Raw genomic sequence first — 11,803 nt, forward strand, 5'->3', positions numbered from 1 at the left:
TGAAAAAATGGCAGATCAATATACAATTTACATTGACAGTATTTTACGCAATGGGAACAATAATAGCATTGTCATTAGCGGTTGGGCTTTGAATGAAGAAACGAAAACCGTCCCTTCCATTCATGTTGAAGGATTTGATGGTATTGTCCAAATTTCATATGTTTATCGCGGAGATGTAAATGCATTACACAAGTTAGCCTCGAATGTTTCTGCAGGTTTTCAAGTTGAATTAGACGGAAATCATAATCATAGTAATGTAATCCAATTAGTTTTTGAAGGAAATAATCATACAACAAAAAAAGAAGTAAATTTGAACCAAAAATTTCCACTTGTTCCCGGGACAGAAGGAAAGATAGTCCAAGGATTGAAAAAAATTAAATGTGGTTTGGGTTATTTTCGTAGGAATGGTCTAATGTCTACTCTACGAAGATTAAAAATGGATCAATCACCGGGAAAGAGTGTACAAGATTATCAAGTTTGGATTTCACAAAATGAGAACTGGGATGTTGAAGCAATTCAGGCAGAAATTCAGAATTTTAAGTATCAGCCCAAAATTTCCATTTTAATGCCGGTTTATAATGTTGAACAGAAATGGTTAGAAAAATGCATTCAATCTGTACAAAATCAGTTCTATTCAAATTGGGAATTATGTATGGCAGATGACTGTTCGACGGATTCGAGTGTTAGGTCAACATTAGAAAAATATGCAGCAAGTGATGAAAGAATTAAGGTTGTATTTCGTGATGAAAATGGGCATATTAGTAGAGCAACTAATTCTGCTTTAGAAATTGCTACGGGTGAATTTGTGGCACTATTAGATAATGACGATGAACTTGCACCTATTGCATTTTATGAAGTGGTGAAAGCCTTAAATGAGAATCCCGAGTTAGATTTAATTTATAGTGATGAGGATAAAATTGATACGAAAGGCAATCGATTTGATCCTTCCTTTAAGCCAGATTGGTCACCGGATTTATTATTAGGCACCAATTACATTTCTCATTTAGGAGTATATCGACGTACAATCATGAATGAAATTGGTGGCTTTAGACCAGGGTTTGAAGGTTCACAAGATTATGATTTAGTATTAAGATTTACAGAACAAACAACAGCTCGAAGAATTCATCATATTACAAAAATCCTTTATTATTGGCGTATTTTACCAACCTCAACCGCGGCCAATCAATCTACTAAGGGTTATGCGTTTGAAGCTGGTTTGAAAGCTGTTCAAGAAGCTCTGGTTAGGCGTGGTATTAAGGGTACTGCTCATCATGCTGCAGGAAACGGGCTTTATGATGTTGATTATGCTATTTTAAGTGAAGATTTGGTAAGTATCATTATTCCGACACGTGATGGTTATGATGATATGTTACGTTGTTTATCTTCTATTGTATCCAAAACAAGCTATCAAAATTATGAAATTATAGTGGCAGATAACGGTAGTACTGATGAACGGATGGAAAAGTTGTATGCGAATTTTAAGGGACAGCTAGGTGAACGCTTCAGAGTAGAGTCGATTAATATTCCATTTAACTACTCTAGAATCAATAATTTAGCAGCTCAAAAAGCAAATGGTAAATATTTATTATTCTTAAATAATGATACAGAGGTGATAACTCCTGATTGGATTACAAAGATGGTCTCATTTGCTCAATTTGAGCGAATTGGAATTGTAGGAGCAAAACTTTATTATCCAAATCAAACTATTCAACATGCAGGTGTCATTGTTGGATTAGGAGGAGCTGCAGGACATTGTCATCATACATATCCCAAGGGTGATTTTGGCTATTTTGGTAAATTGGAGATTAATGTCAATTATCTTGCAGTTACGGCTGCATGCTGTATGATTCGTAAGGCTGATTTTGAACTATTAGGCGGATTTGAAGAAGAACTTACTGTTGCTTTCAATGATGTTGATTTATGTTTACGTGAATATGAAACTGGTCATGATAATGTTTGGTTACATGGTGTGGAATTATATCATTATGAGTCTCAATCTAGAGGGTATGAGAATACACCTGAAAAACAAGAAAGATTTAATAAGGAAACAAAATTTATGGAGAGTCGATGGGCGAAATATATAGAAAACGACCCATTTTACAATCCAAATTTATCTCGTGTAGGTGGCCATTTTGGGGTTAGAATTGAAGAATAATAAGGAGAAATCAATGCTGTATAGATTCAGATATATTATTGGATGTATTATTGTTGTACTGGGTGTATTATTTAATATAAATATGAGTTCGATTGGAGTTTTTAATTCTGTCTACAATGATTCAGATGAATCTACTACAATGATTGGTGTTCCTAGAGAAATAAGAAGTGATGAATGGTTAGTACAAACACCATTTTATTTTTCTCAGTCTGAGGATAATTATCAGGTTTTAAATGATAAAATAAATGAAAATGCGATAATTATGTATAATGCACCTGTTAAGGATATTACAATTATTGGTAAGCCATTCAATTGGGGTTTTCTTTTTTTACCAAAAGATAGGGCATACTCATTTTATTGGATGTCTAAACTAGTGATTCTATTTTTGGTAAGTTTTGAATTTTGTATGATAATTCTCAAAAGGAACAAAAAATTGTCGCTATTTAGTGCATTAATTATTACATTTTCTCCAGGTGTCCAATGGTGGTTTATGCAGCATTTGGGCGACTTAATTCTGTTTACTTTAGGTATTATGACAATGTTATATTATTTTTTAGCAGTAAATAAAGAGTTGTGGAAAGATGTTTTGCTTGCTATAGGATTAACAATATTTTCTATAGGGTTTATTTTAGTAATTTATCCTGCATTTCAAGTTCCTTTAGCATATCTTATTTTATTTTGGCTAATAGGAATAGTAATTATAGAGACTCCTAAGTTTAGTGTAACAAAATTAGCTATAATACTTGGTTCTATTTTTGCTATAAGTATGGTTTGCTATCATTTTTATGTAGTTTCTGCTGATGCACTCAAACTATTGTTAAATACAATTTATCCTGGTGCGAGAACATATAGTGGTGGTTCTTTTAGTTTAATAGATTTTGCGGACCCAATTTCAAATATTCTATTACCTGTTAAATCTATTTCTAATATTTCAAATAATTGTGAGTCAGCTGCATTTTTTAGTTTAATGCCATTTGTACCAATTCTGCTTTGGAATAAAAGAGATTATGATAAAGTAGATAAGTATATCTTTATCTTTTATGTTTATTTAATATATATGTTCTGTTTCTTAGTTGTTGGTTTACCACACATTGCATCAAAAATTTTACTATTGAATTTTACAATTGATACAAGATTAGCTACAATTATTCATTTTGTATCATTGCTATGTACAATAATGTTGTTAAATAATTTAGTGATACTTAAGAATATTGATACTAGGAATAAGATAGTTGTCACCCTATTGTTTGTACTATTTTGGGGTTCCTTAACAGTTCTTTCTGGATACAATACTTACTTTGGTAAATCATTATTTTGTATTTTATTAGTGTTGTTAGGTGTATTTATGTATATGCTTTTATCTTATCAGAAAATAGCCATTGCTATGATATTCTGCTTGGTTATCATATCTGGAATGATAGTTAATCCAATAGTAATAGGAACTGGCCAAATTGATAATCTAAAAATTGTTAAAGAAATAAAAAATATAAATAAACATGATAAAAATGCAAGATGGGTAAGTGAGACAACTTTTGGGGATGGAATATTAACCGCCTCAGGTGCGAATACATTTAGTTCTGTTAGATTTTATCCTGATATGAAAGAATTAAATTCGATATCAGAAAATATTCAGAGAGATGAACAAATATATAATAGATATCATCGAAGAAGTATTGAAATTACAAAAGAAAAAAATACAGTTTTCGAACTTATTGCTCCGGATAATATATTAATTAAAATGAATATTCAAGATTTGAGAAAATTAAAAATTAATTATGTTATGAGTGATAAGGATTTAGGTAAAATCTCTAAAAAATTTAAGTTAGAATATGGCCCAGATAAAAATGGCATTAGGATATACAAGCTTAAATAATTTTATATGCCAAATTGGATATAAATAAAAATTATGTGTAAGTGTCTAATTTTTACCTGAATGCCAACCGTTAAATTAGAAATTTCTAATAATTGGAATTCTCTCAAAAAATTAAATAACAATGATTAAAAACTCTGTGTAAGCAACCTTATACAGAGTTTTTTGTTTGCTCAATTTTAAAACAGAAGTAAGCGCCCAATAACGAGGTATATTGAAAATCTCCAAAGTCACTCGACTTTGGAGATTCTTTTCTTTATTTACAATTTGCTTGTACAGTTTCTGACCATGGCAAATAAGCTTCTAGAACTGCTTTTTTTGCGAAAGACTCCTCATTTGGCAACTTCTCCAAAAGATAGGTAAGATATTTCTCTGAGTCTAAGCCATTTCGTTTGGCAGTTTCTAAAAGAGACAGGATGATTGCACTAGACTTGGCTCCTTCAAAGCTTTGAGAGAAAAGCCAATTCTTCCGTCCCAGGACTAAACCTTTAATCGCACGCTCAGCTAGATTATTGGATAATACTAATGAGCCATCCGCTAAAACTGTTTTGAATGTTTCCTCATATTTCAACGCATAGGTAATCGCACTACCTAACTTTGATCCTGGGAGTACTGATTGATTGCGACACCAATCAAAGAAAGACATCATTAGAGGGGCTAATCTTTCTTTACGTTTGCTCAATCTTTCATCTGAAGGCAGTTCAGCCCAAGAGGCTTCTAGTGAAAACATCTGGTCACAATAATCTAATCCCTTGCGTCCCAATGACTGCTTATCTGCTTGTTTCGGCGTTGCTTCAAAAAATTTTCGACGTACATGTGCCCAACAACCTACTAACTTTGCTTTAGGTAGTTGGCGATACGCTGACCACATATCACAGTGAACATAGCCTTCATATTCACCAAGAAATTCTTGAACAGCCAAACCGCTTCTGCGCCGATCATGATGATAGAGTGTAATTGGCTGTACTGTTTGTTTTCCTGAAAGGAATGTCCAGTAATAGGTCAAAGAGGTATCATTCTCTAAAACTCTATAGGCTGTCTCATCCGCATGAAGAAGGCTTTGTGTTAATAACTTTTCACGCAGTAATTCATAGAGTAGTTCGAAATAATACTGACTAGACTTGATATGCCAATTAGCCATCTCTTTACGACTAATCGGTAGCCCCATTTTCTGCCAATCCGCTTCTTGTCGATAGTTTGGCACTTTCAGTGTGAATTTCTGATGAATGGTGTGCGCAATAACAGAAGCTGAACCCAGACTATGCGCCAAGGGCGCCTTAGGTATAGGGGCCTTGATGATTTTATCTGTCGCATTTTTCTTGCTACAAGCAACACATTTATAGGCGTGCTGAATATGATCCACTCGTTTTAACTGTGCAGGAACATAGACTAATTCTTGTCGTTGCACACACGAACCGATCTCTTTTAACTTTTCATGACAATCTGGACAAGTACAAGCTTCTCCCGTCAATTCATGGTGGATGACTTCTGGTTTAAATTGTTGAAAAATGGCTTGCCGTTTGCCTTTCGCTTTTTTCCGGCGATAAGTAATGGTTTCTTCTTCTGATTTACCTGGGACAGTCACTTTCTTCTTCAGGAAGTTCCATGTCATCAAACAGGCTCAATTGATTCTGATTATAGTCACGCTTTTCAGAGGATTTACCATAAAGTTTTTTGGTAAGGTAAGCGACTTGTTCGCGCAAAAGCGCAAGTTCATTAGACATTGCTTCAATTATTTTTACTTGTGTTTCAATTGTTTTTGTCAGTCTTTCAATCGTTTTTTCTGATGATGACATCTTCGTTAACTCCTCAAGATTTTTCTTTATTATACGCGAAAAAAAGCCGATATTTCAATAGAAATGTCGACTTTGACTCTCTAAAATTTTCGGTGTAATAGAGAATCCTTTCATTAACCATTCGACTTGTTCAGGCGTTAAAGCCTGAACCTCCGTAGTACTTCTTGGCCAAGCTAACTGTCCATTTTCAAAACGTTTATAAAGCAACCAGAAACCTTCACCATCCCAGTAGAGGGCTTTAAATCGATCACTTTTTCCACCACAAAAAAGAAAGACGGATTTTGAAAAAGGGTCTAAATCAAATTGTGATTGAATAAGGTAAGCCAGTGAATCGATCCCTTTTCGTAAATCCGTTTTTCCACAAACAATGTAGACAGGACCCAGCTCACTCAAGTTTAGCCCCATAAGAGAACACCTTTTCTAAAATTTCATTTCGTTGAGATGCGTCAAGTGATGAGAAAAAGCTGAGTTCAAGTGACCCCACTTTACAACGAAGCAAGAGCTCATTTTTGCTTCGTTGCTTGAAGTGATTCCTTTCATTTTTGGAGATCTCTAAAGGGACAATTGGTTGTTTCGTCATAAAAAATCCTCTCCAATCTTCTGTTTGAATACAGTATAACTGGAGGACTGGAGGGATGCTATACACCTTGTTATTGGACGCTTACCCAAATGAAAGGAGCATTAAGAAATATGAATAAGAAATTAAAGCGATTGCTTACAGGTATGCTTACCCTTGCAACCGTATTTACCGCCCTGCCAGCTTCGGCAGTCCATGCGTCAGAAAAGCAATACTGGACGGACGCAGAGGAAAAGGCAGGATATGTAGAAAAGGTTATGAATGACGGCAGTATCGGTTCTACATTCCATGAAAGCATTATGCAGGTGGAGGGCGAAACGGCTTACTGTATCGACATCAACACCTCTTTTGAAAATGGTTATAAAACACGTTCTGACGCAAGCTCACGCATGAGTGCCGACCAGATAGCGGATGTTGCCCTGTCCCTTGAATACGTCAAGCAGTATGGGGCAGGCCATAAGGGGCTGAACCATAAACAGCTTTACTTGCTGGAACAATGCGTTGTGTGGCAGAGGTTAAGCGTTCATCTGGGCTGGCAGTGTGATAACGTCAGAGCTTCCTATGATGAAATCTCAAAAGCCGTGTAAGATGAAGTCTATGCTGGGGCAAAGGCACAGGAAGCAGACGGAACGGTGGACGCTGAAACCATGACAGACACAACGGCATTTCTGGAAACGTTCTTCAAGCTCTATCCAACCGCTACGGAAAAGGAACTTGCCTATTACGTGGCTGGGAATGCCCTTGAACCGATAAACGGCGACTATCTGTATTCAGAGTTGATAAACCCTATATTCACGCAGGATGGGGAAAATGTGAAAGTGAGCGTGTCAGTGAAATTCCTTGACAATCAAACAAAGGCTACACAGATTTCACAGTTTGAGCTTGTACTTCATAAAGATAGTAATTGGAAGATTATAGGATAACTTTAGATAATTAAGGCTTGCAAAATATTAAACTGTCATTTTTGCAAGCCAGTTCTAATTACATATACGTATGATTGACAAATACAAAAAAATTGATTATACTGTTTATAGTGAATATGAACACTAGAATGTTAGGGGGTGGTAAATTGAAAATTATTATACAAAATTCATCTGAAGTACCCATTTATCAACAAATATATGAACAATTAAAAGAAGAAATACTTGCAGGTAAGATTGCACAGGGAGAAATACTTCCTTCAATAAGACAATTATCAAAAGAATTAAAGGTTAGTGTGATTACAACAACAAGAGCTTATACTGATTTGGAGAATGATGGATATATTATGATTGTTCAAGGTAAAGGCTGTTTTGTAAAAGAAATTAATCGAGATATACTTGAGGAAAAAGTATTATCAATTATTGAAGAACATTTCACGGAAATATGGAAATGTGCAAAAATGTTGGGTAAATCTAATGAAGAATTATTTGAAATTATCAAAACTTTAACGGAGGAATTAAATAATGAAAACTAAAGCTTTAGAAATTTGCAATTTAACAAAAACATTTAAAGATTTCAAATTAGATAATGTTTCATTTACTTTACCAGTAGGCTTTATAATGGGTCTGGTTGGAGAAAATGGTGCAGGAAAAACAACTACCATAAAACTGATTTTTGACCTATTGGAAAAGGAAAATGGTGTGGTAAAGGTATTTGGAAATGATACTAAAAATGGTCATAATTATAAACAAGATATTGCTGTTGTGTTTGATGATTTATTTTTCGTAGAGGATTGGAAAATTTCTGATATAGAAAAAGCAGTTTCACCTTTTTATTCAAAGTGGGACACAAAATCTTTTCATACTTATTTAAATAAATTTAATATCAGTATGAATAAAAAAATAAAGGAATTATCAAAAGGAATGAAGATGAAATTAAATCTTGCAGTAGCACTTTCCCATCAAGCTAGATTATTAATCTTAGATGAACCAACAAGCGGTTTAGACCCTGTTGCTCGTGATGAATTACTAGATATTTTACTAGAGTATATAGAAAATGAAAATAATAGTATCCTTTTTTCTACACATATCACTTCTGATTTAGATAAAATCGCTGATTATCTTACTGTTATGAATGACGGTAAAATATTTTATACTGGTGTGAAAGATGAACTATTCGACAAATATTGTATAGTTAAAGGTGGGATTGAGGATTTAACACCTAATATAGAAACAAAATTAATAGGGATTCAAAAAGGTAAAACAGGATTTACAGCATTATTAAATGTGGTAAATATGAAATATATTTCCGATAGTATGATTGTAGAAAAAGCTACACTTGATGAAATCCTAATTCATATTAACAAATAAAGGAGTATGATTAAAATGACAAAACAATTAATAAACTTAGATTTTTACGCAATGAAACCATTATCCAAATTTATGTTTCCGTTTTTGCTTGTTCCAATTATTTTAGGAATAGTAGCAGACTTAGGAACAAGTATTATGGTAACTCTTACTTTTGTAGCCTTTATGCTGAATGTTTTATTTTCAATTACAGAGCGGAGTAATTTTAATAAGTTGTATGGAACTTTACCAATAAAAAAATCAGCTCATATTCTAAGTCGATATTTATTTTCTCTTATTATTATAGGGATAACAGCTATTGTGTCCTTTATTATCTTTACTGTACTTTCTATTCTTATTAAAGGAAATATTAATTGGTTATATGGCATTCAATATTTATCACTTTCAATATTTATAGCAATATTTTTTATCAGTATTCAATATCCGTTTTATTATAAATTTGATTATATTAAAGGTAGTGTTATGGCTATATTACCGTATATTGCTTGCTTTGCCATTGGTATTCCTCTTATAAATCAACTAATGAAAAATCTGGTTTTTTATGAGAATGTAATGGAAGTCATAAGTTATTTCCAATCAAATACAGTGGTTCTAATTTTAATGGTGCTTACGCTTTCTCTTGTCTTGATAATGAGTTCTTATCTGTTATCAAAAAAAATACAAAAAAAAGAATTTTGATTTATTTATGAAGATATAAAAAGAATTATTTATATAGTGAGAGGCGGTGGTATTTATGGGAAGTTATTAGTAGTTTCGTTTGATGATAATGAAGAACACTTGTTTCAGCAAACTGTTAAATGGCTATCTTCTAAATTTGAAAGTAATCCTATACTTATTGAGAAAAGAGTAACTGGTTTTGATATAGATGTGTATACACGTACTTTTACAAATGAACATGGAAAATCTATATATCTAACTTCAAAAGAATTTGACCTGTTATATTTTCTCTTTTGCCACAAAGGGCAGGTATTTACGAAAGACCAACTATATGAAAATGTCTGGGGCTTCCACAATGCCCCAGAGGGAAGCAATCTCACATCATTCATACGGAAACTAAGAAAGAAGATAGAGCCGTTTCCAGACAATCCGCAGTACATATTAACTGTCTGGGGTGTGGGCTATAAATTCAACGAAGAAAAACCGTAGCTGTAATTCACATTCATGTGATCTACACGCTACGGTTTTATTCGCTCTTGTTTATTATGTTTTCAAACAGCTTCACAGTTCGCATGGAAGCCTTTGTTGCTTTCATCACGTCCACCAGAACACGTATTTCATATTCGTTGCAATCGCTGAACAATTCTTTTGCTTCCTTTTCAAAGACTGGCTTTGACATTAAGGTTGTATCACATAGCAATTCATCAGCTGACACTTTCAGAAGATTTGCAATCGCAACAAGTGTTGTTAGACTGACACTGGAATTTCCAGTTTCGATATTACTGACGTGTTGTGGAGTGACACCTATTTTGTCAGCAACGGTTTCCTGTGTCATGTTCTGGTTTATTCTCGCTATTTTTATTCTTTTTCCTATGGCTTTAAAGTCAAGCTCCATAGCTGGCACACTCCTTTCATTAAAAGTATTCCTCTATATTGTAACCTTTGTAAAAATGTATTATAATGGTGTCATAAAATAAATCATTCCATGAGTTATAGTGACGAATGCTATAACTGAAATGTATATAAGAAATGAGGTATGTATATGATTGGCTTTAAGAAAAGAGATACAAAAGACCTGTTAAAAACTATTGCCCGTCAACATGGTATTTCCGTCAAGGAAGTAAGGGCACAAATGCAGAAAACCATTGATGAAGCACGGAGCAATCCAGACCCAGAAAAACAGGCAGAGTTCAGTAGATACTTTGGGGACAGGACACCTACCCCAGAAGAATTTATTTATGTGGTGACAAAGAAACTAAAAAGCAAAGTATAATATTGCGGAGGCAATATATGGAGTTGTTGGAAAAAGAGGAAAGCACGTTTTTATCGTTATGTAGTCCGCATGACCGTGATTTGCTGACAGGACGTGCGGAAATGACATTGCAGGATTTTGAGCGGATAACCTATCTTATTATGACACTGGGTTTTTCCGTATATGCACACAACCTGCACAAGCAGTATATGGATTTTACAATCCAACTGACAGAGCAGATTGACAGGGAGCATGAAATACTGGCAGACTACCCCAATTACTACCTTGACGAACAGGTATTTGAGAAGTGCCAGAGATGGATTGATGACTTCTGCAACCATATCCCTGCTGACAAACAAAAGTATTATCGGGATAAATTAAACGCACAAACAGATTTGAGATAACAAAGGGTTATTGCTCCAGCGTATGCTGACCTGCAATAACCTTTTTCTATATCCTGCTAAAAAACAATATTATTGACGGAATTAAGACGGATTTTTCCTTTATGATTTTGAAGTGGAAAATTGCCTTTTCATATCTGGCATTTTCTACATGGGAGGTCATATCATGGGAAGAAATTACAAAAGACAAACATTGCTACATAACAGTTAAAAAAATCATTCCACACAGAAAGGGGCTTTGCACTAAAAACCGTGTAGAATTTTATCGGAAAGATTCAAAAAAAAATACTCTCTTCTAATCAAAGTTTTAATCTGATTTTTGAGATGTACATCGCTTTCATGTAAACGTAAATGTGATAAAAATCAGAAAGTTATAGCTGTTTTTCTTATAAAAAATCCAAAAGAAAAGAACGAAGTTGAACTTCGTTACAGACTGTAGACAAAATCCAATTTATGGATAAGGTCTACAGTCTTTTCTTTTTTATAGTAACTTATTGGCTCTTTGTCAAATCGTGTTGGTGAAGACAAATTTGAATAAAACTTAGTCCGATATGCGGCGCGTTCTGTGCGCCGCATATTTTTTTAGTTTTCAAAGATCAGACCTTGTTGTAAATAGATCCGTGCCCGAAAGTTATAAAAGTTGCGATAACCAAACGCAATTCGTTTAATCAGCTTGATCTTGTTATTCAGCCCCTCAGTGACGCCGTTTGAGTGGGACACCTTAAAGGCATTTGAAATACCCGATTGGTAGCGATGGAAGATCGTGAATTTCTTTTTAAACGACTGAGGTAACGTAGATGAAATTGT

Annotated in this window: 14 protein-coding genes and 2 pseudogenes; 10 read left to right on the top strand and 6 right to left on the bottom strand. The window is 34.0% G+C overall.

Translation table 11 applies throughout. The annotated features are described in order from the left end of the window. Nucleotides 1–7 precede the first annotated feature (7 nt). Nucleotides 8–2,155 (top strand): glycosyltransferase family 2 protein, encoded by a 2,148-nt coding sequence (locus I567_RS12120; protein WP_016252497.1) that lies wholly within the window; start codon nt 8–10, stop codon nt 2,153–2,155. Beyond that, a complete protein-coding gene (locus tag I567_RS12125; protein WP_231482433.1) occupies nt 2,133–4,028 on the top strand; it encodes a DUF7657 domain-containing protein in 1,896 nt (631 codons plus the stop codon). Before I567_RS12120 ends, I567_RS12125 begins: the two co-directional genes overlap by 23 nt. A gap of 253 nt (nt 4,029–4,281) precedes the next feature. Here I567_RS12125 and tnpC read toward each other — a convergent pair whose 3' ends face one another. From tnpC to I567_RS12145, 4 genes are read right to left on the bottom strand one after another with little or no spacing between them, the layout of a single operon-like run. Further along, complete coding sequence (gene tnpC, locus I567_RS12130; protein ID WP_016252499.1) at nt 4,282–5,637, bottom strand: IS66 family transposase; 1,356 nt, start codon at nt 5,635–5,637, stop codon at nt 4,282–4,284. Then, nucleotides 5,594–5,821 (bottom strand): IS66 family transposase, encoded by a 228-nt coding sequence (locus tag I567_RS12135; protein WP_016252500.1) that lies wholly within the window; start codon nt 5,819–5,821, stop codon nt 5,594–5,596. Before I567_RS12135 ends, tnpC begins: the two co-directional genes overlap by 44 nt. A gap of 54 nt (nt 5,822–5,875) precedes the next feature. Next, nucleotides 5,876–6,226 (bottom strand): IS66 family insertion sequence element accessory protein TnpB, encoded by a 351-nt coding sequence (gene tnpB / locus I567_RS12140; RefSeq protein WP_016252501.1) that lies wholly within the window; start codon nt 6,224–6,226, stop codon nt 5,876–5,878. Then, entirely contained in the window at nt 6,207–6,401 is a 195-nt protein-coding gene (locus I567_RS12145; RefSeq protein ID WP_016252502.1) for a hypothetical protein, read from the bottom strand. The genes tnpB and I567_RS12145 overlap by 20 nt, the downstream gene beginning before the upstream one ends. A gap of 110 nt (nt 6,402–6,511) precedes the next feature. Between I567_RS12145 and I567_RS12150 the strand changes: the two are divergent. From I567_RS12150 to I567_RS12175, 6 genes and pseudogenes are all read left to right on the top strand, one after another. Further along, nucleotides 6,512–6,982 (top strand): annotated as a pseudogene (locus I567_RS12150) (Cys-Gln thioester bond-forming surface protein); the annotation flags it as partial. Nucleotides 6,983–7,006: 24 nt separating this feature from the next. Next, a pseudogene (locus tag I567_RS12155) lies at nt 7,007–7,321 on the top strand (conjugal transfer protein); the annotation flags it as partial. A 146-nt stretch (nt 7,322–7,467) separates the two neighbouring features. Then, nucleotides 7,468–7,854 carry a GntR family transcriptional regulator gene (locus I567_RS12160; protein ID WP_010709784.1) on the top strand — a complete coding sequence of 129 codons (387 nt, stop codon included), beginning with the start codon at nt 7,468–7,470 and terminating at the stop codon, nt 7,852–7,854. After that, nucleotides 7,844–8,689, top strand: a complete 846-nt coding sequence (locus I567_RS12165) for an ABC transporter ATP-binding protein (RefSeq protein ID WP_016252504.1) — start codon at nt 7,844–7,846, stop codon at nt 8,687–8,689. Before I567_RS12160 ends, I567_RS12165 begins: the two co-directional genes overlap by 11 nt. Before the next feature lie 15 nt (nt 8,690–8,704). After that, nucleotides 8,705–9,364, top strand: a complete 660-nt coding sequence (locus tag I567_RS12170; protein ID WP_016252505.1) for an ABC-2 transporter permease — start codon at nt 8,705–8,707, stop codon at nt 9,362–9,364. A 36-nt stretch (nt 9,365–9,400) separates the two neighbouring features. Next, nucleotides 9,401–9,832 (top strand): winged helix-turn-helix domain-containing protein, encoded by a 432-nt coding sequence (locus I567_RS12175; protein ID WP_010709781.1) that lies wholly within the window; start codon nt 9,401–9,403, stop codon nt 9,830–9,832. 37 nt (nt 9,833–9,869) lie between these two features. Here the strand turns inward: I567_RS12175 and I567_RS12180 are convergent, their stop codons facing one another. Beyond that, on the bottom strand, nt 9,870–10,238 hold the full coding sequence (locus I567_RS12180) for a helix-turn-helix domain-containing protein (protein ID WP_010709780.1): 369 nt from the start codon (nt 10,236–10,238) through the stop codon (nt 9,870–9,872). A gap of 147 nt (nt 10,239–10,385) precedes the next feature. Here I567_RS12180 and I567_RS12185 point away from each other — a divergent pair, with 147 nt between their 5' ends. Both I567_RS12185 and I567_RS12190 read left to right on the top strand, forming a co-directional pair. Beyond that, nucleotides 10,386–10,616, top strand: a complete 231-nt coding sequence (locus I567_RS12185; RefSeq protein WP_010709779.1) for a sporulation initiation factor Spo0A C-terminal domain-containing protein — start codon at nt 10,386–10,388, stop codon at nt 10,614–10,616. A gap of 17 nt (nt 10,617–10,633) precedes the next feature. After that, complete coding sequence (locus I567_RS12190) at nt 10,634–10,999, top strand: hypothetical protein (protein WP_010709778.1); 366 nt, start codon at nt 10,634–10,636, stop codon at nt 10,997–10,999. Nucleotides 11,000–11,578: 579 nt separating this feature from the next. On the opposite strand, the gene I567_RS12585 is transcribed toward I567_RS12190, so the two are convergent. Further along, the coding region (locus I567_RS12585; protein ID WP_162138524.1) for a transposase at nt 11,579–11,803 on the bottom strand (225 nt) is incomplete at its 5' end.

The organism is Enterococcus cecorum DSM 20682 = ATCC 43198 (assembly GCF_000407565.1).
GTDB classification, from domain to species: Bacteria; Bacillota; Bacilli; order Lactobacillales; family Enterococcaceae; genus Enterococcus_E; species Enterococcus_E cecorum.

Bases quoted from the DNA above. Each gene is read 5' to 3' on its own strand.
- I567_RS12120 (WP_016252497.1), top strand. From the start codon at position 8: ATGGCAGATCAATATACAATTTACATTGACAGTATTTTACGCAATGGG.
- tnpC (WP_016252499.1), bottom strand. From the start codon at position 5,637: ATGACATGGAACTTCCTGAAGAAGAAAGTGACTGTCCCAGGTAAATCA.
- I567_RS12135 (WP_016252500.1), bottom strand. From the start codon at position 5,821: ATGTCATCATCAGAAAAAACGATTGAAAGACTGACAAAAACAATTGAA.
- tnpB (WP_016252501.1), bottom strand. From the start codon at position 6,226: ATGGGGCTAAACTTGAGTGAGCTGGGTCCTGTCTACATTGTTTGTGGA.
- I567_RS12145 (WP_016252502.1), bottom strand. From the start codon at position 6,401: ATGACGAAACAACCAATTGTCCCTTTAGAGATCTCCAAAAATGAAAGG.
- I567_RS12165 (WP_016252504.1), top strand. From the start codon at position 7,844: ATGAAAACTAAAGCTTTAGAAATTTGCAATTTAACAAAAACATTTAAA.
- I567_RS12170 (WP_016252505.1), top strand. From the start codon at position 8,705: ATGACAAAACAATTAATAAACTTAGATTTTTACGCAATGAAACCATTA.
- I567_RS12180 (WP_010709780.1), bottom strand. From the start codon at position 10,238: ATGGAGCTTGACTTTAAAGCCATAGGAAAAAGAATAAAAATAGCGAGA.
- I567_RS12185 (WP_010709779.1), top strand. From the start codon at position 10,386: ATGATTGGCTTTAAGAAAAGAGATACAAAAGACCTGTTAAAAACTATT.
- I567_RS12190 (WP_010709778.1), top strand. From the start codon at position 10,634: ATGGAGTTGTTGGAAAAAGAGGAAAGCACGTTTTTATCGTTATGTAGT.